This window comes from Pseudomonas fluorescens (assembly GCF_000967965.1).
GTDB lineage: Bacteria > Pseudomonadota > Gammaproteobacteria > Pseudomonadales > Pseudomonadaceae > Aquipseudomonas > Aquipseudomonas grandcourensis.
In genome coordinates, this window is sequence record NZ_LACC01000020.1 from 85,242 (window position 1) to 106,752 (window position 21,511).

A 21,511-nucleotide genomic window follows, 5' to 3' on the forward strand; every position below is an offset into this window, starting at 1 on the left:
ATCATGCGCGCCATACCTCTACTTTCGCTTCTGCTCTGCGGCTGGTTCATTGTTCCAGCCCAAGCCGATGAAGCCCAGGACTGGTTGACCCGCCTGGGCCAGGCAGAGCAACAGCAAAGCTTTCAGGGTACTTTCGTCTACGAGCGTAACGGTAGTTTTTCTACCCATAACATCTGGCACCGCGTCCAGGATGGAAAGGTCCGCGAGCGATTGATCCAGCTCGACGGTTCCGCTCAGGAAGTCGTTCGCATTGATGGGCAAACCCAATGCGTCAGCGGCACACTGATAGCAGGGCTTGGGGACTCCCCGAACTCCGCTGCCCGTGCACTCGATCCTCAAAAGCTCAAGAATTGGTATGACCTCGCCGTCATCGGCAAGTCGCGTGTCGCCGGGCGTCCGGCGGTGATCGTATCGCTGACACCCCGCGATCAGCATCGCTACGGTTTTGAACTGCATCTGGACAAAGAGACCGGCCTGCCTCTGAAGTCCTTGCTACTGGACGACAAGGGGCGGTTGTTGGAGCGCTTCCAGTTCACGCAACTGGATACCGCCGACGTTCCTTCCGAAAAAGACCTGCAGGCCAGTAATGATTGCAAGCCGGTCAACCTCGAGAGTGACAAGGCTTCTGCCGTCAAGTCTGCTCAGGTCTGGCGTTCCGACTGGTTGCCGCCCGGCTTCGAGCTGACCAGCAGCACCGCTCGCAAGGATCCGGAGACCAAGACCCAGGTCAACAGCCTGATGTATGACGATGGCCTGACGCGCTTTTCGGTATTCCTCGAACCGTTGAATGGTGCAACAGTCACCGACACCCGTACTCAGTTGGGCCCGACTGTTGCGGTTTCCAGGCGCCTGGCCACGACACAGGGCGACATGATGGTGACCGTCGTCGGCGAGATACCGGTCGGTACTGCTGAGCGGATAGCGCTTTCGATGCGCACTGATGCCGCTGCAACCAAGCAGTGAGCTGAATTCGAAATGTTTCGTGAGCATTTCAATTTGCAAAAATCCCGTAAATTTCTTATAGGTCAGAGCCCCTCGGCTCTGGCCTTGTTTGTTGTTCCCGGAACAAAAATACCGGCGTATTGTTCCCGGTGTTCCTTGCTCCATATCGCTTAACCATGCTCGTCGTAACGGGAGCCGTATGTCGATACCTCGCTTGAAGTCCTACTTTTCCATTTTTGCCACCGTGCTGGTGCTCGGTCAGGCGGTCACCGCCCAAGCGGTCGAACTGCCTGACTTTACGCAACTGGTCGAACAGGCCTCGCCTGCGGTCGTGAACATCAGTACCACGCAAAAGCTGCCGGATCGCAAAGTCAGCCAGCAAATGCCCGACCTCGAAGGCTTGCCGCCAATGCTGCGCGAATTCTTCGAGCGGGGCATGCCGCCACAATCGCGCTCACCGCGTGACCGTCAGCGCGAGGCAACCTCCCTGGGCTCAGGTTTCATCATCTCTACCGATGGCTATATCCTGACCAACAACCACGTGATCGCCGATGCTGACGAGATCCTCGTCCGCCTGGCTGATCGCAGCGAAATGAAAGCCAAGCTGATCGGTACCGATCCTCGTTCCGACGTGGCGCTGCTGAAAATCGAAGGCAAGGATCTGCCGGTGCTCAAGCTCGGTAAATCCCAGGACCTGAAAGCCGGCCAATGGGTTGTCGCGATCGGCTCGCCATTCGGCTTTGACCACACAGTGACCCAAGGCATCGTCAGCGCCGTCGGTCGCAGCCTGCCGAACGAAAACTATGTGCCGTTCATCCAGACCGACGTGCCGATCAACCCGGGTAACTCCGGTGGCCCGCTGTTCAACCTGAACGGTGAGGTGGTCGGGATCAACTCGCAGATCTATACCCGCTCCGGTGGCTTCATGGGCGTGTCGTTTGCAATCCCGATCGACGTGGCCATGGATGTTTCCAATCAGCTGAAATCCGGTGGCAAGGTCAGCCGTGGCTGGCTGGGTGTCGTGATTCAGGAAGTGAGCAAGGACCTGGCCGAGTCGTTCGGTCTGGAGAAGCCGGCCGGTGCGCTGGTTGCCCAAATCCAGGATGATGGTCCGGCTGCCAAGGGTGGCTTGCAAGTGGGCGACGTGATCCTGAGCATGAACGGTCAGCCAATCGTTATGTCGGCCGACTTGCCGCACCTCGTTGGCGCGTTGAAGGCTGGTGCAAAAGCCAATCTGGAAGTGATCCGTGACGGCAAGCGCAAGAATGTCGAACTGACCGTCGGTGCAATTCCGGAAGAAGGCAAGGAGATGGGTGCCGAGCCAAAATCCAGCATCGAGCGCAGCAGCAATCGTCTCGGTGTTTCCGTGGTCGAGCTGACTGACGACCAGAAGAAAACCTACGACCTCAAGGGTGGTGTGGTGATCAAGGAAGTGCAGGACGGTCCTGCCGCTCTGATCGGCTTGCAGCCGGGTGATGTGATCACCCACCTGAACAACCAGGCCATCGGTTCCACCAAGGAGTTCGCGGACATCGCCAAGGCGCTGCCAAAGAACCGCTCGGTGTCGATGCGGGTACTGCGTCAGGGTCGTGCGAGCTTCATCACCTTCAAGCTGGCTGAATAACCCGGTTGTTGGTTGAATAAAAAACCGCCTCGAAAGAGGCGGTTTTTTTGTGTCCGGACTTCTTGCCTCCAGGGCGTCAGCCCATCATGTCCTTGATCATGCGCTCCTGTTCCATCAGCTCGCGTTGCCGTGCATCGATCCGCGAAGACAGCGGGAAGTTGCTGCCAGCCTTGCGTTTGGCGAAGTCCAGTTGCTGAATGGCCTGTTTGTAGTCCCCGACCAGCGCAAAGTATTCGGCGCGAGCCTGATGCAGGCCGATGATATTGCCCGACAGGCCGCGCGTCTCGGCAACCTGATACCACACGTCCGGATCATCCGGGCGCGACTTGAGCAGGCCTTCGAGGGCTTTCTCCGCATCCGCAGTACGGTTCTGCTTCAGCAGCAGGTCGACGCGCACCTGGTTCAGCGGATAGTTGCCAGGATACTGGGCCATCAACCGGTCAACCCGGGACTGGGCGTCCGCCAGGCGATTGTTGGTGATGTCCAGGTCAACCTGAGCCAGGTTGTAGATGATTTCGTTGGGTGACTTGGCCAGCAACAGCTTGAGGTTTTCCCGTGCTTCGTTCAGTTGACCGCCCTTGATCTGGGCAATTGCCAGGCCGTAGCGCGCCACGTCGTTTTTCGGGTTTTCGTCGAGCAGGGCACGGAAGCGCTTGGCACCGAGCCCCGGGGTTTCTTCATAGATCAACTGGACGCGCGCGCGGATCAGTTGATAACGCATGCTGTCTTCGATACCGCCCTGTGGTGCCAGTTCGGCGCGGTTGCGGGTGTCGGCGATACGCGATTCGGTCACCGGGTGCGTCAGCAGGAATTCCGGTGGCTTGGCATCGTAGCGGTACTGCCGCCCCAGGCGCTCGAACATGGTGGGCATCGACCGGGGGTCATAACCGGCCTTTTCCAGATTGAGAATGCCGATGCGGTCGGCTTCCTGTTCGTTCTGGCGGGAGAACCGCCGTTGTTCCTGAATGGCCGCTGCCTGTGTACCGGCAATGGCAGCGATCCCGGCGTCACCGGCGCCCGCGGCTGCGATCACGATGCCGGCCAGCAATGCGGCCATCATGGGTACTTGCATGCGTTGTTGCGCTTCGATGCCCCGGGCAAAGTGGCGCTGCGACAAGTGAGCCAATTCGTGCGCCAGTACCGAAGCGTATTCGCCTTCGGTCTGGGCGTTGAGGAACAAACCTCCGTTCACCCCGACGATCCCGCCCGGCGCCGCAAAGGCGTTGAGCTGCGGGCTGTTGATCAGGATGAATTCCAGGCGCCGGTCAGTGACCTGGCTGGTCTCGACCAGTCGGTAAACGCTGGATTCCACATAATCCTTGAGCTGCGGATCGTTGAGCTGCGAAACCTGACTGCGCAACATGGCCAGCCAGGCGCGGCCGAGCTGGTATTCCTGTTGCGGTGAGACAATGGCAGAACTGGCGTCGCCGAGTGACGGCAGGTCGTCGGCGAAGCCCGGTGAGGCGAGCAGGCAAGCGAGCGTCAGCAGGGTAGGGCGCAAAAATGTCATGCACAAAGCCTTAGTCGACAAAGACCTTACTGTAGCCGGACACCGACGTTGCGACCAGATATTCTAGGCAACTCAACCACCTGACCCGGAGTGATGCAATGACCGACGCTTTAGAGCATGACGTTGAACTGGACGCCAGTGGCCTGAATTGCCCGTTGCCGTTGCTCAAGGCCAAGATGGAGCTCAACCGGCTGGCCAGTGGTGCGGTACTCAAGGTCATCGCCACCGATGCGGGTTCGCAGCGCGACTTTCGCACCTTTGCCCGATTGGCCGGTCATACCCTGCTTCGTGAAGAAGATGACGCGGGTGTTTACCGCTACTGGTTGAAAAAAGCCTGAAATCGGCTGTGTTTGCTCCTAAGGATTATTGATGTTCAAAGTGTTACGCGACTGGATCCAGCGCTATTTTTCCGATGAAGAAGCGGTGGTGCTGGCTGTCCTGCTGATTCTTGCGTTCACCGCCGTGCTGACCCTGGGCGGTATGCTGGCGCCGGTGCTCGCCGGCATGGTGCTGGCGTACCTGATGCAGGGGCTGGTGGTGACCCTCGAGCGCCTGCGGGTGCCAGGTGGGGTCGCGGTGGGGCTGGTCTTTGCGTTGTTCATGGGGCTGTTGCTGGTGTTTATCGTGGTGGTCGTGCCGTTGTTGTGGCATCAACTGATCACATTGTTCAACGAGTTGCCCGGCATGCTCGCCAAGTGGCAGTCACTGTTGCTGCTGCTGCCCGAGCGCTATCCGCACCTGGTATCCGACGAGCAGGTGCTGCGGGCCATCGAAGTGGCGCGGGGCGAAATCGGCAAGTTTGGTCAGTGGGCACTGACGTTCTCGCTGTCGAGCCTGCCGTTGCTGGTGAACATCATGATCTACCTGGTGCTGGTACCGATCCTGGTGTTCTTCTTTCTCAAGGACCGGGCCATGATCGGCCAGTGGGTGCGCGGTTACCTGCCCCGTGAGCGGGCGTTGATCACCCGGGTCGCCCATGAAATGAACCGGCAGATCGCCAACTACATTCGCGGCAAAGTTATCGAAATCTTCATTTGCGGTGGCGTGACCTATATCGCCTTCGTTGTTCTTGAACTCAACTACGCTGCGCTGCTGGCATTGCTGGTGGGGATTTCGGTGGTTGTGCCTTATGTCGGCGCCGTGGTGGTAACCGTGCCCGTGTTTCTGATTGCGCTGTTCCAGTGGGGCTGGAGCGATCAATTCATTTACTTGATGGCAGTCTACGGGGTCATTCAGACGCTGGATGGCAACGTGCTGGTGCCATTGCTGTTCTCGGAGGCGGTCAACCTGCACCCGGTGGCGATCATCTGCGCAGTGCTGTTGTTTGGTGGGTTGTGGGGATTCTGGGGGGTGTTCTTCGCGATTCCCCTGGCGACGCTGTTCAAGGCCGTGCTGGACGCTTGGCCGCGCAAAGAGCCGGAGGTATCACCGCTGCTATAAGTCGGTGGAGATAAAAAATCGCAGCTCATGGCTGCGATTTTTTTTGAGGTATTCAGGCCTTGTTCAGTGCCTGAGCAGCCGCCAAAACGGCATCAACATGCCCCGGCACCTTCACGCCGCGCCATTCCTGGCGCAGTACGCCGTTGGCGTCGATCAGGAACGTGCTGCGATCCACGCCCATGTATTCCTTGCCGTAGAGCTTTTTCAGCTTGATCACGTCGAACAGCTGGCAGATGGCTTCATCCTTGTCGCTGATCAGCTCAAAGGGGAATTCCTGTTTGCACTTGAAGTTCTCGTGGGATTTCAGGCTGTCGCGAGACACACCGAACACTTCGGTGTTGGCGGCCTTGAACGCAGCGTACTGATCACGAAAACCCTGTCCTTCGGTCGTGCAGCCAGGGGTGCTGTCCTTGGGGTAGAAGTAGATCACCACTTGCTTGCCCTTCAGGCCCGCGAGGTTGACGGTCTGCCCGCTGGTGGCGGGGGCTTCGAAATCGGCAACCGGTTGGTCGATGGCAACGGCCATGAAAGCTTCCTTACATTGGGTTCTGTGGGCGCCAGGGTTCGATCAGGGCATCGAGGTTCAGCGCGTCGGCAAAATCCAGGAACTGATCGCGCAGCCAGCTAATTTGCACGCCGGCCGGCAAGGTCACGGTAAACGTGGCGTTGAGCATGGTGCCGCCGGTCTGCGGAGCCTGATAGGTGTCGCAGGTCAGGTTTTCCAGCTCGACATTGTGGTCCATGAAGAACTGGCACAGTTCGTTGATGATGTCCGAGCGGTAGGCCGAGCTGACATAAGCGACGTACGGCAGGGCCTGGGGGCGGTTTTCCAGGGCCGCGCTGCGCACCACGTTGACCGTGAACGCATGCCGCTTGGCCAATACAGGCAGGCTGCCTTCCAGGCGTGCCAAGGCATCCCAGCTACCGGAGATTTCCAGCACCAGGGCACTGCATTCGCCGTGGCGGGTCAGGCGAGAGGTGACAACGGCGCAGCGGTTTTCATGGCTGGCGCGGCACAGGACGTTGGTCAGCTCCATGGGGTTGGCGCCGAGGGCACTGATAACAAGGAATTGTTCGCGAACTGTGGGGGTGGACATGCAGCATTCCTAAAGCGATGAGCGGTCGGTACGTCCAGAGGGCGTTTTGTCGGGAGCGAGCCTGCGGATGCGAATTCAGAAAACCCCAAACGACAGGTTGCGACGGTGCTCCGGCAGGGCGGGAGCGAGAGGCGGCAACGCTGGATCAGGGCTTGTGATGCCGAAAATGGAGGCTGAAACCCGACGCACGAGCTTGTCTGTACCGATCAAAGTCTGAAGGGTAGCGAAAACCGGCGCCAAGGGGAATGGCGGCAGCACAGTACTTCGCTTGTGCAAGCATCTTGGCGCCAGTACCATTACGGCTCTCTTTTTCCGGCAGGAGCGGTTTCATGATTGCGGGCAGTATGGTGGCACTGGTCACACCCATGGATGCACAGGGGCGTCTTGACTGGGACAGCCTCAGCAAACTCGTGGACTTCCACCTTGAAAACGGCACCCATGCCATTGTCGCCGTCGGTACCACCGGCGAATCGGCAACCCTCGACGTCAACGAGCATATCGAAGTCATCCGTGCCGTGGTCAAGCAGGTCAACGGTCGTATTCCGGTGATCGCCGGTACCGGCGCCAATTCGACCCGCGAAGCCGTCGAATTGACCCGAAATGCCAAGGAAGCCGGCGCCGATGCCTGCCTGCTGGTCGTGCCGTACTACAACAAGCCGACCCAGGAAGGCCTGTACCTGCACTTCAAGCACATCGCCGAATCGGTCGACATCCCGCAGATTCTCTATAACGTTCCCGGCCGCACCTCCTGCGACATGCAGGCCGAAACCGTGATCCGCCTGTCCACCGTGCCGAACATCATCGGTATCAAGGAAGCGACCGGCGACCTCAAGCGCGCCAAGGCCATCCTCGACGGTGTAAGCAAGGACTTCATCGTCCTTTCCGGCGATGATCCGACCGCGGTCGAGCTGATCCTGATGGGCGGCAAGGGCAACATCTCCGTGACCGCCAACGTCGCGCCGCGTGAAATGGCCGATCTGTGCGAGGCTGCCCTCAAGGGGGATGCCGAGACTGCACGGGCAATCAACGAAAAACTGATGCCGCTGCACAAGGACCTGTTCATCGAAGCCAACCCGATTCCGGTGAAGTGGGCTTTGGTTGAAATGGGACTGATGCACGAAGGCATTCGCCTGCCGTTGACCTGGCTGAGCACACCTTGTCACGAAACGCTGCGCACGGCCCTGCGCCAGTGCGGCGTCCTGGTTTAATTGAGGAAGTACAACGCATGAAGCGAATGGCCGGACTTTCCGCACTTGCCTTGATTATCTCCAGCACCAGTGGCTGTGGATGGGTCTGGGGCCCGGAAGGTTATTTCCGTGACCGTGGTAGCGATTACCTGGAAGCGCAACAGACTGCACCGATGCAAATACCGCAGGATGTCCGTACCGCCAAGCGTCTGGATCCGCTGTTGCCGATCCCGCGCAACGTGGCCGATGACACCGCCAAGGGCGAATACATCGTTCCTCGGCCGCAGCCGCTGACCGCGGGTGCCGACGCCAGTGCCTACTCCCTGCAGAAGAGCGGCGGCTCCAGCTCCATCCTGGCGCAGAATCCGCCGGCTGAAGTCTGGCCCGTGGCCGTTCAGTTCTTCCAGGACAACGGTTTCCGTCTGGATGAACAGCGTCCGCAAACCGGCGAATTCACCACGACCTGGCAGCATTCCGATGAACTGTCCGCGGCCATGGCCAAGCGCCTGAGCGCGGCCGGTGTCAGCACGGACAGCGAAACCCGCGTGCGGGTGCGCATTGAGCCGGGCGTGCAGCGCAACACCAGTGAAGTCTACGTGGTCAGCGCCGAGCGTCCTGCCGGCAGCACCGCCGACGTGGCCTTCACCAACCGTTCGGTCAATACTGGCCTGGACGCGGCACTGGTCGACGACATGCTCGCGAGCATGAGCCGTATCTCCGAGAAGGGCGGTTCGGTTTCCATGCTGGCTTCGCGTGATTTCGACGCGCCAAGTCGTGTCAGTCTGAGTGAGGACGGCAGCGGCAACCCTGTGCTGAACGTCGGCACCGACCTGGATCGCGCCTGGTCGAGCGTCGGTCGTGCGCTGGAGCAAGGCGAATGGCGTGTTGAAGACATCAACCGCAGCCTGGGCCTGTACTACATCAACCTGGCCGAAAAAGCCGAGAGCAAAGACGACAAGCCAGGCTTCTTCAGCAGCCTGTTCGGCAGTGCGCCGAGCAAGGAAGAGCTTGAGGCTCGCGCCGAGCGTTATCAGGTTCGCCTGAGCAAGGTTGGCGAGAACGTCCAGGTCACCGTCGAGAAAAACATCAACACCGTGGCGCCGGCAGATGTGGCGCGTAAAGTGTTGAGCAAGATTCAGGACAACCTGGGCTGATCCTATGCGTTTTGCCGTTCTCGGCAGCGGTAGTCAAGGGAACGGCACGCTGATAGCCAGTGCTGATACGTACGTATTGGTGGATTGTGGTTTTTCCCTGCGGGAAACCGAAAAACGCCTGCTGCGCCTGGGTGTGAACCCTGCGCAGCTGAGCGCGATACTCGTGACCCACGAACATGCCGACCACGTGCATGGCGTGGGTTTGCTGTCTCGGCGCTACAATCTGCCTGTCTACCTCAGTCGCGGGACCTTGCGCGGGATGCGCAAACCGATGGAACCCGCAGGCTTTCTGGCCGGCGGCGAGCAGCTGCAAATCGGCGACTTGAGCATCGGTGTCATTGCCGTGGCCCACGATGCACAAGAGCCGACGCAATATGTTTTCAGTGACGGTATACGGCGCTTCGGCCTGTTGACCGACCTGGGGTCGTATTGTGACAAGGTGCTGGACGGCTATCGGGACCTCGATGCGTTGATGATCGAGTCCAATCACTGTCGTGACATGCTGGCTCGCGGTCATTACCCGTACTTTCTCAAGCAGCGGGTGGGCGGTGAGCTGGGGCATTTGAATAACCACCAGGCGGCATTCCTGGTGGCTGAGCTGGGCTGGAAAGACCTGCAACACCTGGTCCTGGCCCATCTGAGCAGCAAGAACAACCTGCCGCGGCTGGCCCGGCAATGTTTTGTCGACACCCTCGGGTGCGACCCGGACTGGCTGCAACTGGCCGATCAAGATTCAGGGCTCGACTGGCGTCACATCGCCTAGCCCATCTACTTAGCAAGCGGAGCCCATCATGGAAAAACGTGAAGAACTCTACCGCGGCAAAGCGAAGTCGGTTTACAAGACCGACGACGCTAACCGTTTGATCCTGCTGTTTCGCAACGACACCTCGGCGTTCGATGGCAAGCGTATCGAACAGCTCGACCGCAAAGGCATGGTGAACAACAAGTTCAATGCCTTCATCATGCAGAAGCTCGAAGCTGCTGGCGTGCCGACCCAATTCGATAAATTGCTGGGCGACAATGAATGCCTGGTGAAGAAGCTCGACATGATCCCGGTCGAGTGCGTCGTGCGTAACTACGCCGCCGGCAGCCTGGTCAAGCGTCTGGGTGTCGAAGAGGGTATGAAGCTCAACCCTTACACCTTCGAGCTGTTCCTGAAGGACGACGCCAAGGGCGACCCGTTCATCAACGAATCCCACGTCGTTGCCTTTGGTTGGGGCACCGCCGAGCAACTGGTTCGCATGAAAGAGCTGTCGCTCAAGGTCAATGAAGTCCTGAGCAAGCTGTTCGACGACGCCGGCCTGCTGCTGGTCGACTTCAAGCTGGAATTCGGCGTGTTCCACGATGGCTCCATCGTGCTGGGCGACGAATTCAGCCCGGACGGCTGCCGTCTGTGGGACAAGGCCACCGGCAAGAAAATGGACAAGGACCGCTTCCGTCAGGGCCTCGGTGACGTCATCGAAGCCTATGAAGAAGTCGCCAATCGTCTGGGTGTACCGCTTTAACCGACGCAAGCATCTGAAAGCACAGAAATATTTCGCTTAGGGGGTTCGCTTCCTGCGAAAGTGTTGTTATGATGCGCGCCGTTGGAGAGATGCCAGAGTGGCCGAATGGGACGGATTCGAAATCCGTTGTACCTTCACCGGTACCTAGGGTTCGAATCCCTATCTCTCCGCCATTATTCGTAGAGCCCCACAGATCAAGGTCTGTGGGGCTTTCTCGTTTCTGGATTGTACTACTCGGTTGTACTACTCAAATCCCCTTGCCGCACACTAAATCCTTCGCTACGCACTCGATTTCCAATCAGCTGATAACCGACACGGCTTCAAGCTCCAGCAGTTAGTTCGCCTACTAATGCCGCGTGGCAATTGGAAAACAGCTCTGCAACCTGCTTCAGCGTACCGATGATCTCTTTGGCTCGTGTGTCGTCGTGTGAGAAGGTTTCAACCACGTTGTCATCTTGATCAAGCATAAGTAGCGTTTTGGTTGGCTTTTGGTGCTGCCCCATCCTTGAAAGCAGAGCATCGTAACTGTCTTCCCGGATGACGGATTTCTCTTTGTCTTTTGCCTTGTCCTTCGTAACTGGATAGCGGAAGAACGTACTTGATGAGTCCGTTGCCTCGATCTCACTGATCCATTGACCTAGATCGGCGGGGAAGCTCCAATCTGTGTTTGTATGATTGGAGAGGTATTCGGCGTGGTCTTCAAAAAGTGAGCAAAAGTGTCGATAGAGCGGCAGCAGACCGTGGACGTTATACATAGGCTTCCACTTTGCCCCGTCGAGGATTTGAGGTTCGCCGCTTGCTGGAATACCGCCGTATGGGATGTTGAGCTTCCGGTGAAAAATGATGATCGCTGACTTCAGGTAAAGCTCCACAGCGTGCCGGTATAGAAAGCTTACCGGCAGGTGGGCATTTAGGGTTGGGGTGTTCTCTCGAGAGTCTTCAAGTGCGTCAGCGGCATCCCTGAACGAGTCTGCGACTGCGCCAAATCCTGAATCAAAATGTCTATCGAGCGGTAGCATCATGTAAAGCATGACTGGTTTCCTTTATGGACTTGTGGGTCGCGACACAGATTGCTTCGCTCTATTCTTGAGTCGGCTGGTTATGAACTCCTGATTTCTGCCTTAAAAAATGCTTGCGTGGACCCGGACAAGCTTTCCGCGTCTACCAACATCGGTATCAGGCGAGAGGTTTTGTCGGTGTAATATTCGATTATGGGGGCGTATCCGCCACCTTGCTGCTGCGGATAGCGTTTAAGGAACTCGCACATGGTTGTAACCTGATCAGCCATTTCTCTTACTGCCATACCGATTAGGCTGTCCGAACTTTTCGATGCTTTCAAAAAGTCCATGTAAATGTCCACGGCAGCCAAGAACTTCGTGTGGGAGCCCCCTTCCTGTTTACATAGCCGATTTGCCTCCGCAACCATGTGTATAACAAGGACGTCATGTCCGGAATCTGCTCCAACAAGTGTTTGCAGTAGTTCAGTAAGACGAGCATCAATGTCTTTTACTACCTGAAGAATTTCGTCTGCCTTTTTATCCAGCTCAAGCTGCCTAATCTGCCTCATTTGCAGATCGAGTGACCAGAGTACGCCGAGGAATGCAAGGAGTGCGAAAACCGGGTTCAGGATGCCGCCGAAGTAGTCCCCGAAGGTACCCCAGACAGCTTGATCAGAGCGAATCCCTCCAAACATATTGATATACATGCCGACGATAGCGACGATTACGGCAATAGCTCCGGCAACAACAATTAGTAAAAATTTTCTGTTCATTCAGCCTGTCACCTATCCTTTGGGCTATCAGTGGTGATTCGGGCACAGGCACCATTCATTGAGAGCTATGCCTAGCCCGACGATTTCGTTGTGCATTTCGACCGTACCTTCTAACACCTCCTGTACCCAGTAGCCCTTGAACTTTCTTCCTTGGTGCTCGAAGGCCGCGACCTCAGCTCCGCCCCCTAGGTACTCGCCGGTTTCCTTTTTGTGCTTCTGTGATGGTTTGTGAGACACGAGTTGGCGGTGTTTGATGGTGTTGCTGAAACCTGAGAGATACCGAAACCAAGGTAGCTTGGTGATTCGTGTTATCTCCATTTTCAGAACTCCCTTAGGAAGCCCATCCCTCACCTTACTAATGGTGCAATGTTCAATGCCTAAGGGATTGGGGAGGGCGAGGGCATTCACAATTTGAGCAAAGATATCAAATGTATTACGGGTGATATTAATTGCAGCGATTAGGTTCGCTTCGCTGGCGAGCTTCGCATCCTCAAACTCATCTTCGGTTCCCAGCATCATTGCCCCAACAAACATTTTTATACCTTCAGGGTCGTGCTCAACGTGATAGGCGGCAAATGCATCACGAGCCAGACTCTTGTGATACTGATAGATAAGCAGTGAATGGCTCACGGAATCCACCGTGCTCAGCAGCCATTCCTTACTCGGCTGGATAGTGCGAATGTGTTCCTTCAGCTTCGCTAAATCCCATTTCCTTGACATGGTTGCTCCTTTGACTGTCGTAGTATCGTGACCGGGAATGCCGGTCTTCAGTCCTGTAATGATATCGGCGTACGTGATGGCTTTCTGCAATGGCGCCAGATACCCTCAGCTCATCACACAAGGATGGCGGTCATGAAGGCATCTATAGTAGCGGTTGCATTGGTTGGAATGATGGCAAGTGGCACAGCTTTGGCAGATGGGAACAAGCTTCTGGAGCAGTGTCAGCAAGCTGTCAGGGCAATGGATAACATTCCAAGTTCGTCTATTGACTTGCTCGGTGTTGGACGGTGCTTGGGGATAGTCGAGGGGGTGAGAAACACAATGGTGATCTACAAAAGCGCACTTCCAGACAATATGAAAGTGTGCTTCCCGAAACAAGGCATAGACAATGGGCAAGCAACACGGATTCTCGAAAAATTCCTGCACGACAACCCGGCTATGCTGGATCAGAACGAGACATTTTTGACAATCGTGGCGTTCAAGCAAGCGTACCCCTGTAAGTGATCAAGACCGTTTCCCACAGAGTTCCAAATCCCACTCTAGACGGGCTCATTCAACGTAGTGACACCACACACCAAGAGAATCATCATGAAGGTATCAGGGATAGTGGCAGCGGTTGGGCTGGCTGGGTTGCTGGTAAGTAGCGGGACGATGGCAGCAAGCGGGAACGAGCTTCTTGAGTGGTGCAAGAATGTCGACAATCCCAGCTATCAAGGCTCGTTCACAAATGGGTTTTGTTTAGGCACCATGCAAACTGTTCGCGAGCTGATGCTGGGGCTGAATGACGTACTCCCTGCGGGGGTGAGGCTCTGCGTACCAACACAGGTAACAAACGGGCAAGCTGCGAAGATTACTGTCAAGTACATGCAGGAGAATCCAGAAGTGTTACATCGGAGTGGCGTAACACTCACCTTAATGGCAATGCAGCACGCCTACCCTTGTAAGTGATCAAGGCCGTTTCTGCACGAAAACCCATCCCCCGCTTGGCCCCCCAAGGCTCCACCCTTTTCAACGTCTGATCGTTCTGTAATGATGATGGCGTTTTGCTTCACGGCATTTCGCCGGGGCAATCAAGGAGGGTAGCGATGGGTGCTGTGTCGAAGGTTTGTCCGTTCTGTGCAGAGACAATCAAAGCTGCTGCTATCAAGTGTATGCACTGCGGAGAGGCGCTTGATCGTGGCCGTAAGAAGCTTAAACCACGTGGTAGTGCGATTGGGGCATTGCTCTGGCTGATCATCTTCTTTCCCATTGGCATCATTTACATCCTTTCTCGTCGCTGGAGTTAAGGTGGCAGTGGAGAAGACCCTTTTTCTCCACGAAAACCAGCCCGCCCGCCGCCAGAAGTGACCAACTTTGATGTTGTCTTGATTTCTGGCTGGGAAATATAAGTTGGAGAGGGAATTGGAAAAGCAGGTTTTGTGTGGGAGGTGCTTGACGCTGTGCGACCATGCGAATCAGAAAGCTGGGCTTTTTCAAAGTAACCCTGAGCCCCCTTGAGAGCCCCTAGAGGCTCAGACAACCTTGTTCCAATGACGTTTGACTGTAGCAATACCGATCTTGAGGTCTGCTGCTACTTCGGCTTGTGTCATGTCCTTTGCCTTGAGGCGTTGCACATCGGCTGTTGTGTCGAGAGCTTCAGGACGCCCCAGCTTCTTACCCTCTGACTTGGCACGTGCCAGCCCAGCTTGGGTACGCTCGATCAGCAAATCTCGTTCAAACTCTGCTACAGCGCCCAATACTTGCATTGTCATCTTACCTGCTGCACTGGTGAGGTCTACGCCACCAAGGGCCAGGCAGTGAACACGGATACCGCTTGAGTCCAGATGCTCAACTGTAGCGCGTACATCCATGGCGTTACGTCCCAGCCGGTCAAGCTTGGTAACGATCAACACGTCTCCAGACTCCATACGATCAAGCAGTTTTTGAAAGCCGGGGCGTTCCTTGGCTGCAATGCTGCCTGAAATGGTTTCCTCCACTACGCGGCCCGCCTGTACATCGAATCCGGCAGATTTCACTTCCTGCAACTGGTTCTCTGTGAACTGGTTGCAGGTGGATACTCGTGCATAAAGGAAGGTGCGAGACATGGCGGGTGGCTCCAAAGCGTATCATTTAACGTGGTATCAGTGTATTGGCGTATCAATAATTAGACAAGGCTAATTTTATGATGCCTGATACCGCCTGTCTGGAGCGTATCGTTTAACGACCGTTTGATGACTCGCTGTTATCATCGTCATGAAAAGGCATTGGCGTACAGGGAGTAGGGAATGGGCATTGGTCTTGAAACGCTTCGACCAACTGGCAAGTGGATGATCATTGACTGTGTTCAGAGTGCAGGGATAGACGTTAATGAATGGAGCTTCAGGAAGACGGATGGCCGACCAGTAACCCTGCCTCAATCAAATGGTGGCTACTGTTATGAATGGTCTTTTCGAAGCGCCGACAGAAACATCCTGCTGTTGTGTGTTTGGTGGGAAGGATTGCATGTCGACAGTGAAGGGCGTATTTGCTTTTCAGAAAATCTGAGAGCATATGCCGATACCTTGATCCAGCAGCTTGAAAAAGACCCCAAGAATCGAAATCGAACGATCAAAGACCCACGGATCAATCGTGCGCAGCATTTCAGCACGACAGTCCAGCTAGCCTACATGAACACCACTCCTGTTCGGGTAGTAATCGTGACAGGACCTGTTCGTGAGCGTGAGACGGAAGATGAACGAGCAAAGCATGATCGAGCGACTGGGCGCCAACTGGATGATCAGCCGTGGTTCGTAGAGTCGTTCGAAGAGGAGACAGGGGCGTTCTCGCTGGTTCGTGGTAATTCTGCTCCACTGGGTGTTGTTGCTGAAACGGCTGGAGTTGATGAAGCTCCCATGCAGTTGGAAGATGTAGTGGTGAAAGATGCTTCGGTAGTAGATCAATTCACTACTGATGAGCGGCCTGCTACGTATACCTATAATGGTGTGCAACGGTATCGCGATCCAAGCGTTCGTCGTCGGGTGTTGGAGCGTTCAGGAGGTGTCTGCGAGCTAACAGGGGTTCCCGGCTTCTCTATGAGCAACGGCGGAATCTATCTTGAAACGCATCACATCATTCCTCTTTCAGAGGGTGGCCTTGATACGGTTGAGAATGTCATCGCTCTAACTGCGGATGCTCATCGTCAAGCCCATTTCGGTGTTGGTTGGGTCGAGCTACGAGTGCGCTGCTTAGAGATCGTTGCCGCTCGAAGCCCTGCGACTAGCACTCACAAGCTGCTGTAGAATATGGCAATATGACATTGGAAGCTGGGAGGCAAGGGGTAGGGATGAAGCATTTGATCATTAAGGTTGTAAGCTTTTTTGCTTGGATAGGTATTCTCTTCAGTGTCATTGGAGGTGCCATCGTAGGCTCTGGAACAGGCCACCAAGTCATCGGTGCAATACTGGGTTTTCTCGTTGGCTGCTTCGGTTCGGGCATTTGGTTCCTACTGGTGTCTATGCACGACAAGCTCACGATCATTGCAGACGCAGCCAGTGGTCATCACTCTTCTGTTCGAAAAGCACCAAATCTCGCACCAGAAGAAAAGACTCCGGGGTGGCTGGATGTGATTTCTGGTAACAAGCCATAAAGACCCAATACCATCCGAGCTCCAATGGGTCGTTCGCATCGAAAGCGGTAAGCTTTCAGTAGTTCATGGTGTAAGGGCGCATCACCGCTGACCTGACGGTCGAACAGAGCACCAATAACAAATCATCACAAATCCAGCTTTTGCCTTTGATCTTGACTATTGGTGCAAAGAGGTTAGCGACAGCTAACGTGGTGTTCCGTGCAAGCGTCGCTTGGCTCTGATTGCACCACAAAAAGGTGGCCAGCCTTGAGAATTTTGGGATGATATTGTATATCATTCATCCCCTTTCGTTTCAGTGGAGTCAATCTGTAAGCGACGCTTACACGAAGTACCAGCCATGCTCCGCATCATCAAGGTCAAAAGCTGTAAGTTGCGCATGCTGTACGGCAGTACAGATTGATACCCAGATCAACAGAAACTAATAGAACCAATCCAGATGAGCTTGCCGCTCTTGTTGGTTCGGTGCAGAGAGAATCAACGGAGTTGAAGGGATGGCTCCGTGTCGCATCGACACAGGGTGATTCCTTTCATTTTCTGGGGATTGATTTTCATCAATTATATTCCCCAGTAACCCTTGGAGGTCAGTGGCTTTGACCTACGGTCGAGGCGTATCAAGCTTAGACCTGTCGGTCTGAGAGTGACCTTTGAGAGTGCGATCACCCTACCTAATATCCTGCGGTAATTCAGGAGGTGGCGTGAGCCAGCTCCTAATCTATATCCTGCGGTAATTCAAGCAGCGTCCCCTTCCTCTCCTTCCTCCCAGTACGAATCGTCCCAGTCAGTTAGTAAGCTGCTAACGAAGCTGCTATCCAAGGCGAAATCCCAGTCTCTATGGTCACATTCGCCATGGTCACGTTGTTGCGTGTCCCACTGAGCCTGTAGACGAGTTTTCAAGAGTGGGTGTTGGTGAAAGTAACGTTCGATACCACCAAGGGCAACCCGCGCTCCCGCTGCCAAATATTGGGCTGTACGCTCTGAGATGGGCTCAGCATTACTGCTCAAGAATCGAGGCAGAATTTCAGCCGTAGAAATGATGTCCAGACAAATCACCTCTCGAAGATGGCGTGGACGTACGTTCAACTTCCCGTTGCTGTCACCTACCGCGATGTAAAGGCCGGCCATCACCGCGTCATCGACGAAGGACATATTGTCGGCAACTGCCATACGGATCAAAGGAGCAAGGGAATTGCACGTCACCTTTGGCTTGGGGCCACGCTTGGCCTTGGCCTGAGTGGCAAGTAGTGCGAGGGTATCGGATGTATCGGGGGTTAATTGCGAGACGAGCGTCTTCATGGGGAATTCTCCTGTGTGGTTAGTTCATTTCAGTAGGCAAGCCCTCGGGTTGGCCATTTAGTTATTCGACGCCCACAAAAAAGCCTCATCTAAAACCCTGTCGTAACAGTGTTCGTGTGAGGCTATTCGAGTTGTCGGTCTGTCAGTCGAGACAGGCGAGCATAATGCACTTTTATACTGTTTCTGTCAAGTCGGCTGTTGACGTGGTGCGAAACTATTGATCTATAAATTGTTGTTTGAGTACTTCTGTGCATTCCACCTTTTATGTGAGAGCAACGCTGTTAAAACTGGTTTCCGGTGGGAGGGAAAGCGCCCCGCTTAGTCCAGACAGCCATGTAAGCCCCTAAACACTGGGCTGAACGACTGTTGTTCCTCAGAACATGACGAATTCAGTGCAGGTTATGCTTGGGTTTATCAATGGTTTCTAACGAGTTTTCGGTGTCGCCAATAGCCCCAACAACACAGTCACTGCCCCCGCAAACGAACAATTCCCGAAGCATCTCCGCGATGGTCTCAACGGGCACTCCTGAACCGTAGACATCAAAAGTTATAGTGCCCGACGAACGATAGACCTTGCTTAGGTGAGGTTTTTGTCTCCGGGGGGGGGATATGGGCACTCGTCACGCTCAAATAGTTGTGTTCCCTGGATGCGCCGCTCTGGTTGGCTTTCAGACGAACGACTCAGTTAACATCCGCGACATTGGGCAGGTACAGGTACAGGTACAGGTGAAGAGATGGATACGGACAATGCAAAGCAGGGCTCAGGATTGAAGAAAATTGTAGGGTGGACGGTCGCAACTATCGCGGCTGTGCCTGTGACAAAGATGGTCGAGAGCTACTTCGACGTTTCGTTTTTTACCTCAATGTTCGCGGCGGCGGTGGCATGGCTGGGCCAGACGATTCCGATTCACCTGTGGTTGTTTTGGGTTGCGGGGATCGGTTCAATACTGGCGATCGTGTTCGGGGTATGGGCGCTTTCGGAAAAGCGTCTCGGAGAGGGTTTTGCGAAGGCCGAGCTGGAGAAGGCATTTGCGAAAGCGAGAGAGGCTATGGCGAAGTTGAATGCTGTAGATGCCACGCTAAACGCGACCACGAAGGAACTGAAAACTGCGAAGCTGGCGCTAGAAGCCGTTAAGTCGGAGTTGAAGACTGCCCACACGAAAATTGCTGACCTAGAGACTCCCAAGATACAACCGCTAAACGAGCATCAACGTAGAGTCCTTGCTGCTATCGCGTATTACGACAATTCCGACGAGGAGTGCTATTTGAAAAAACTCAGCCAACGGATCAAGTTCACGATGGTTCAGACTGAGGGTGCAGTTGATGTATTGGTGAAACGTAAGCTTGTCGACGAGTTCTATACCAATGGTGGCAGGGGTGTTTCTTTGTCTCCAAACGGTCGTGAATACGTTCTACATCCTGAATTCGACATGTCGTTTTTGCCATAACAGCTGTGTCCTACTGGTAGTGCTGATTCAGTTGTTCAAGCGGTGAGGGAAGGGAGCTTGGAGATTGCTGCCAGCTTCTGTGCCGTACTCGCACCTTGTGAGTAAACATCGAAGGTCACGGTTCCAGTTTCATGACCTACCAGTTCAGCAATCAGTGGCCCTTGCACGCCAGCCCTGTGAAGTAGAGTGATAACCGTCTTGCGGATCGAATGGAACACGTGTTGGGCGCCGTAACCATGCGCTTCTTTGAGTCTGCCAAATGCCTTTGAGAGCGCGTCAGACCGTATGCCGTACTTGTTCTTGCTGTCAGATGGGATCAGGTAGCCATCCTTGGAGTCGTTCTTCAGGCGCTCGACAATTCGGGTGAGGGCGGGGTGTACAGGCACGACCCGGATACCCGCTGCGGTTTTCGAATCAACAATATCGAAGCTTTCAATGCCGTCCGGCTTAATCACGTGCTCGACTCTCAATTGGCAAAGCTCTTCGATGCGAGCGCCTGAATAAGCTCCCAAGAGGATCAAATCAGCCAGTGTCGTGTGGTCAGCAGCTAGGGCAGCAGCATGAAGCTCCGTAATTTCTCTCGGCTGGAAGTCCTTTCGCTGACGGTCTGCACGTTCCTTACCACGGGTTTGCGGTAGCTCATGGTTCTCAAACGGGTTGGCCTTGTCCTTGAAATCTTCACGCCAGCGAGTGTCGTGCTTTATCGCCCATTTCCAGAAGACATTACCTGCTAACAGGTATTGGGTGAGGGTCTTGCTTGCTAGCTTGAGGGAGTCGAGCCACGCTGAAACAGCATCGAAGTCGAGCGGCTTACCTTCTTTAGTCAGGTACGCGGAAAGCTTCTCTAGCTTCGACTGCTGCTGATCTATCGTTTTGGTGGCGACATTCCGCGTTTCACGATACTGGCGGAACGTAGCGATACGCTGCTTGGTGATCGGTGACTTGACCTTATAGGCAGAAGGGTCCTTCAGGATGACTTGCATCTCTTCGGCTTCTGTTGCCGAAAAGTCGTTTTGTTGGGCAATCAACCCGCCCCACATTTCGAGCACCATTTTATGGACGAAGTCGTGGGCAGCGAGTTCACCATCCTTCCCCTGCATGGCGTACACGGCTTCTGCTTCTGCTTGGCGACGTTGTCCACTTTCGGTATCGCCGAAAACGGCTTGCCGAAACTCTTCTAGGTCTGCTGGATCAATGTCGAGCAACGAAGGTTTTGATTCGCCAAGGGCTGTGTCGATCTTGAGTTGGCGGATGATCTGACTGAAGTCGTGAGCATCCCCCGCAATACGTTCCTTCCATCCATCACCACGGTTGCTTCGCTTGTCACGTGCAGCCTTGATTTGGGTTTTCCATCCAGCAAGAACAGAGAGTCGTCGGTCCATTGCTTCGGATCGAAGACCGGTTTTCAGAGACTGGATAAACGCGGCCTTTCCGCCGAAGGCTTGTCGGACGTCAGAAGGGATTGCCAGCTTCACATACCATGTGGATTCACCTTTCTTCTGAATGAGGTTGTGTGCCATTGGAGCGCCGTGTGGAGGGTAGGGGTACAGCGGATTGTACTACTCATTTGTACTACTATACACGCTGATAGCCCATTATTGCTGGGCTTGTTGGTCGAAAATATTCTTTATGGTGAGTCCATATCTCTCCGCCATTATTGAATAAGACTAAGCCCCTGAAATGGTTAAACATTTCAGGGGCTTTTTCGTTTCTGTCGTATCGATCGGGGCATTTGGTGTCCTGCATGCCGCGCTAGTCCGTTCCAGTTCTCCGGCGTTTTCCGCGAGATACCCGTCATGCTCTCGGGATTCCTGGGTATCCATATGCCGTAGTGTTTTCTCGCCGTCGTTGTGCCTGCATGTCCAGGCGGTGTGATTTGGGTTCTGCGCTGTCCCGATGCTTTATATAGGTGCTGGAGGTTTTCATGGTGGCAACCCGGGCGCTTTGGTAAGGAAGAAGAATTTTCAGGTGGGGGGGTTGACCACGTATTTTAATACTGTACTATTCGCCTCCCGCTAACGAGCAGTTTGAAGTTGCTCTTGGTTTAAGTAGTTGATTTTGTTGAAAAATCAGAAACTTTTAAGGTTGCAAATTGAAAAGATGCGCTGTAAGATGCGCACCTCGGTTGAGACGAAAGATCTTAACCAACCGCTCTTTAACAACTGAATCAAGCAATTCGTGTGGGTACTTGTGGGGTCAGACTGCTAGTCAACAGA

Annotated in this window: 23 protein-coding genes and 1 tRNA gene; 15 read left to right on the forward strand and 9 right to left on the reverse strand. The window is 54.8% G+C overall.

Annotated features, from left to right (window positions below; translation table 11 throughout):
- The first annotated feature begins 3 nt into the window (after nt 1–3).
- The gene (locus tag VC35_RS16505; protein WP_046041551.1) at nt 4–963 is read left to right on the forward strand and encodes a MucB/RseB C-terminal domain-containing protein; all 960 of its coding nucleotides are present in this window, start codon (nt 4–6) and stop codon (nt 961–963) included.
- 178 nt (nt 964–1,141) lie between these two features.
- Nucleotides 1,142–2,566, forward strand: coding sequence for a DegQ family serine endoprotease (locus tag VC35_RS16510; RefSeq protein WP_046041552.1), 1,425 nt, complete (start codon nt 1,142–1,144; stop codon nt 2,564–2,566).
- A gap of 76 nt (nt 2,567–2,642) precedes the next feature.
- On the opposite strand, the gene VC35_RS16515 is transcribed toward VC35_RS16510, so the two are convergent.
- Nucleotides 2,643–4,076, reverse strand: a complete 1,434-nt coding sequence (locus tag VC35_RS16515) for a M48 family metalloprotease (RefSeq protein ID WP_046041553.1) — start codon at nt 4,074–4,076, stop codon at nt 2,643–2,645.
- Between the two features lie 98 nt (nt 4,077–4,174).
- On the opposite strand from VC35_RS16515, the gene VC35_RS16520 reads away from it, so the two are divergent.
- Nucleotides 4,175–4,414, forward strand: a complete 240-nt coding sequence (locus VC35_RS16520; protein ID WP_046041554.1) for a sulfurtransferase TusA family protein — start codon at nt 4,175–4,177, stop codon at nt 4,412–4,414.
- A gap of 31 nt (nt 4,415–4,445) precedes the next feature.
- Nucleotides 4,446–5,516, forward strand: a complete 1,071-nt coding sequence (locus tag VC35_RS16525; RefSeq protein ID WP_046041555.1) for an AI-2E family transporter — start codon at nt 4,446–4,448, stop codon at nt 5,514–5,516.
- 52 nt (nt 5,517–5,568) lie between these two features.
- Here the strand turns inward: VC35_RS16525 and VC35_RS16530 are convergent, their stop codons facing one another.
- Nucleotides 5,569–6,042: a peroxiredoxin gene (locus tag VC35_RS16530; protein ID WP_046041556.1), complete on the reverse strand. Its 474-nt coding sequence runs from the start codon at nt 6,040–6,042 to the stop codon at nt 5,569–5,571.
- Between the two features lie 10 nt (nt 6,043–6,052).
- Complete coding sequence (locus tag VC35_RS16535; RefSeq protein ID WP_007979776.1) at nt 6,053–6,613, reverse strand: glycine cleavage system transcriptional repressor; 561 nt, start codon at nt 6,611–6,613, stop codon at nt 6,053–6,055.
- A 329-nt stretch (nt 6,614–6,942) separates the two neighbouring features.
- Between VC35_RS16535 and dapA the strand changes: the two genes are divergently transcribed.
- The 5 genes from dapA to VC35_RS16560 all read left to right on the forward strand — a co-directional run bounded on the left by dapA (nt 6,943) and on the right by VC35_RS16560 (nt 10,632).
- On the forward strand, nt 6,943–7,821 hold the full coding sequence (gene dapA / locus VC35_RS16540) for a 4-hydroxy-tetrahydrodipicolinate synthase (RefSeq protein WP_046041557.1): 879 nt from the start codon (nt 6,943–6,945) through the stop codon (nt 7,819–7,821).
- A 17-nt stretch (nt 7,822–7,838) separates the two neighbouring features.
- Nucleotides 7,839–8,954: an outer membrane protein assembly factor BamC gene (bamC, locus tag VC35_RS16545; protein WP_046041558.1), complete on the forward strand. Its 1,116-nt coding sequence runs from the start codon at nt 7,839–7,841 to the stop codon at nt 8,952–8,954.
- Nucleotides 8,955–8,958: 4 nt separating this feature from the next.
- Entirely contained in the window at nt 8,959–9,717 is a 759-nt protein-coding gene (locus VC35_RS16550) for an MBL fold metallo-hydrolase (protein WP_046041559.1), read from the forward strand.
- Nucleotides 9,718–9,745: 28 nt separating this feature from the next.
- On the forward strand, nt 9,746–10,459 hold the full coding sequence (gene purC, locus VC35_RS16555; RefSeq protein WP_007944067.1) for a phosphoribosylaminoimidazolesuccinocarboxamide synthase: 714 nt from the start codon (nt 9,746–9,748) through the stop codon (nt 10,457–10,459).
- An 83-nt stretch (nt 10,460–10,542) separates the two neighbouring features.
- Nucleotides 10,543–10,632 (forward strand) — tRNA-Ser (locus tag VC35_RS16560).
- A 147-nt stretch (nt 10,633–10,779) separates the two neighbouring features.
- Here the strand turns inward: VC35_RS16560 and VC35_RS16565 are convergent.
- The 3 genes from VC35_RS16565 to VC35_RS16575 form a co-directional block, all read right to left on the reverse strand.
- Entirely contained in the window at nt 10,780–11,490 is a 711-nt protein-coding gene (locus VC35_RS16565; RefSeq protein WP_046041560.1) for a hypothetical protein, read from the reverse strand.
- A 68-nt stretch (nt 11,491–11,558) separates the two neighbouring features.
- Nucleotides 11,559–12,230, reverse strand: a complete 672-nt coding sequence (locus VC35_RS16570; protein WP_046041561.1) for a hypothetical protein — start codon at nt 12,228–12,230, stop codon at nt 11,559–11,561.
- Nucleotides 12,231–12,257: 27 nt separating this feature from the next.
- The gene (locus tag VC35_RS16575) at nt 12,258–12,950 is read right to left on the reverse strand and encodes a hypothetical protein (protein ID WP_046041562.1); all 693 of its coding nucleotides are present in this window, start codon (nt 12,948–12,950) and stop codon (nt 12,258–12,260) included.
- A 132-nt stretch (nt 12,951–13,082) separates the two neighbouring features.
- Here VC35_RS16575 and VC35_RS16580 point away from each other — a divergent pair, with 132 nt between their 5' ends.
- The 3 genes from VC35_RS16580 (at nt 13,083) to VC35_RS16590 (ending at nt 14,236) form a co-directional block, all read left to right on the forward strand.
- The gene (locus tag VC35_RS16580; protein WP_046041563.1) at nt 13,083–13,454 is read left to right on the forward strand and encodes a Rap1a/Tai family immunity protein; all 372 of its coding nucleotides are present in this window, start codon (nt 13,083–13,085) and stop codon (nt 13,452–13,454) included.
- A 147-nt stretch (nt 13,455–13,601) separates the two neighbouring features.
- Nucleotides 13,602–13,898 carry a Rap1a/Tai family immunity protein gene (locus VC35_RS30340; protein ID WP_404942360.1) on the forward strand — a complete coding sequence of 99 codons (297 nt, stop codon included), beginning with the start codon at nt 13,602–13,604 and terminating at the stop codon, nt 13,896–13,898.
- A 137-nt stretch (nt 13,899–14,035) separates the two neighbouring features.
- Nucleotides 14,036–14,236, forward strand: a complete 201-nt coding sequence (locus VC35_RS16590) for a hypothetical protein (RefSeq protein ID WP_046041565.1) — start codon at nt 14,036–14,038, stop codon at nt 14,234–14,236.
- 225 nt (nt 14,237–14,461) lie between these two features.
- Here VC35_RS16590 and VC35_RS16595 read toward each other — a convergent pair whose 3' ends face one another.
- Nucleotides 14,462–15,034, reverse strand: coding sequence for a recombinase family protein (locus tag VC35_RS16595; RefSeq protein ID WP_046041566.1), 573 nt, complete (start codon nt 15,032–15,034; stop codon nt 14,462–14,464).
- A gap of 180 nt (nt 15,035–15,214) precedes the next feature.
- On the opposite strand from VC35_RS16595, the gene VC35_RS29555 reads away from it, so the two are divergent.
- A complete protein-coding gene (locus VC35_RS29555) occupies nt 15,215–16,207 on the forward strand; it encodes an HNH endonuclease (RefSeq protein ID WP_185754801.1) in 993 nt (330 codons plus the stop codon).
- Nucleotides 16,208–16,251: 44 nt separating this feature from the next.
- Entirely contained in the window at nt 16,252–16,554 is a 303-nt protein-coding gene (locus VC35_RS28410) for a hypothetical protein (protein ID WP_185754802.1), read from the forward strand.
- 729 nt (nt 16,555–17,283) lie between these two features.
- On the opposite strand, the gene VC35_RS16610 is transcribed toward VC35_RS28410, so the two are convergent.
- Complete coding sequence (locus tag VC35_RS16610) at nt 17,284–17,847, reverse strand: hypothetical protein (RefSeq protein WP_046041568.1); 564 nt, start codon at nt 17,845–17,847, stop codon at nt 17,284–17,286.
- A 734-nt stretch (nt 17,848–18,581) separates the two neighbouring features.
- On the opposite strand from VC35_RS16610, the gene VC35_RS16615 reads away from it, so the two are divergent.
- Nucleotides 18,582–19,295, forward strand: a complete 714-nt coding sequence (locus tag VC35_RS16615) for a hypothetical protein (protein WP_046041569.1) — start codon at nt 18,582–18,584, stop codon at nt 19,293–19,295.
- 35 nt (nt 19,296–19,330) lie between these two features.
- Here VC35_RS16615 and VC35_RS16620 read toward each other — a convergent pair whose 3' ends face one another.
- Nucleotides 19,331–20,815 carry a site-specific integrase gene (locus VC35_RS16620; protein ID WP_046041570.1) on the reverse strand — a complete coding sequence of 495 codons (1,485 nt, stop codon included), beginning with the start codon at nt 20,813–20,815 and terminating at the stop codon, nt 19,331–19,333.
- Nucleotides 20,816–21,511: the final 696 nt, after the last annotated feature.

Bases quoted from the DNA above. Each gene is read 5' to 3' on its own strand.
- VC35_RS16505 (WP_046041551.1), top strand. From the start codon at position 4: ATGCGCGCCATACCTCTACTTTCGCTTCTGCTCTGCGGCTGGTTCATT.
- VC35_RS16510 (WP_046041552.1), top strand. From the start codon at position 1,142: ATGTCGATACCTCGCTTGAAGTCCTACTTTTCCATTTTTGCCACCGTG.
- VC35_RS16515 (WP_046041553.1), bottom strand. From the start codon at position 4,076: ATGACATTTTTGCGCCCTACCCTGCTGACGCTCGCTTGCCTGCTCGCC.
- VC35_RS16520 (WP_046041554.1), top strand. From the start codon at position 4,175: ATGACCGACGCTTTAGAGCATGACGTTGAACTGGACGCCAGTGGCCTG.
- VC35_RS16525 (WP_046041555.1), top strand. From the start codon at position 4,446: ATGTTCAAAGTGTTACGCGACTGGATCCAGCGCTATTTTTCCGATGAA.
- VC35_RS16530 (WP_046041556.1), bottom strand. From the start codon at position 6,042: ATGGCCGTTGCCATCGACCAACCGGTTGCCGATTTCGAAGCCCCCGCC.
- VC35_RS16535 (WP_007979776.1), bottom strand. From the start codon at position 6,613: ATGTCCACCCCCACAGTTCGCGAACAATTCCTTGTTATCAGTGCCCTC.
- dapA (WP_046041557.1), top strand. From the start codon at position 6,943: ATGATTGCGGGCAGTATGGTGGCACTGGTCACACCCATGGATGCACAG.
- bamC (WP_046041558.1), top strand. From the start codon at position 7,839: ATGAAGCGAATGGCCGGACTTTCCGCACTTGCCTTGATTATCTCCAGC.
- VC35_RS16550 (WP_046041559.1), top strand. From the start codon at position 8,959: ATGCGTTTTGCCGTTCTCGGCAGCGGTAGTCAAGGGAACGGCACGCTG.
- purC (WP_007944067.1), top strand. From the start codon at position 9,746: ATGGAAAAACGTGAAGAACTCTACCGCGGCAAAGCGAAGTCGGTTTAC.
- VC35_RS16565 (WP_046041560.1), bottom strand. From the start codon at position 11,490: ATGCTTTACATGATGCTACCGCTCGATAGACATTTTGATTCAGGATTT.
- VC35_RS16570 (WP_046041561.1), bottom strand. From the start codon at position 12,230: ATGAACAGAAAATTTTTACTAATTGTTGTTGCCGGAGCTATTGCCGTA.
- VC35_RS16575 (WP_046041562.1), bottom strand. From the start codon at position 12,950: ATGTCAAGGAAATGGGATTTAGCGAAGCTGAAGGAACACATTCGCACT.
- VC35_RS16580 (WP_046041563.1), top strand. From the start codon at position 13,083: ATGAAGGCATCTATAGTAGCGGTTGCATTGGTTGGAATGATGGCAAGT.
- VC35_RS30340 (WP_404942360.1), top strand. From the start codon at position 13,602: ATGGCAGCAAGCGGGAACGAGCTTCTTGAGTGGTGCAAGAATGTCGAC.
- VC35_RS16590 (WP_046041565.1), top strand. From the start codon at position 14,036: ATGGGTGCTGTGTCGAAGGTTTGTCCGTTCTGTGCAGAGACAATCAAA.
- VC35_RS16595 (WP_046041566.1), bottom strand. From the start codon at position 15,034: ATGTCTCGCACCTTCCTTTATGCACGAGTATCCACCTGCAACCAGTTC.
- VC35_RS29555 (WP_185754801.1), top strand. From the start codon at position 15,215: ATGGGCATTGGTCTTGAAACGCTTCGACCAACTGGCAAGTGGATGATC.
- VC35_RS28410 (WP_185754802.1), top strand. From the start codon at position 16,252: ATGAAGCATTTGATCATTAAGGTTGTAAGCTTTTTTGCTTGGATAGGT.
- VC35_RS16610 (WP_046041568.1), bottom strand. From the start codon at position 17,847: ATGAAGACGCTCGTCTCGCAATTAACCCCCGATACATCCGATACCCTC.
- VC35_RS16615 (WP_046041569.1), top strand. From the start codon at position 18,582: ATGGATACGGACAATGCAAAGCAGGGCTCAGGATTGAAGAAAATTGTA.
- VC35_RS16620 (WP_046041570.1), bottom strand. From the start codon at position 20,815: ATGGCACACAACCTCATTCAGAAGAAAGGTGAATCCACATGGTATGTG.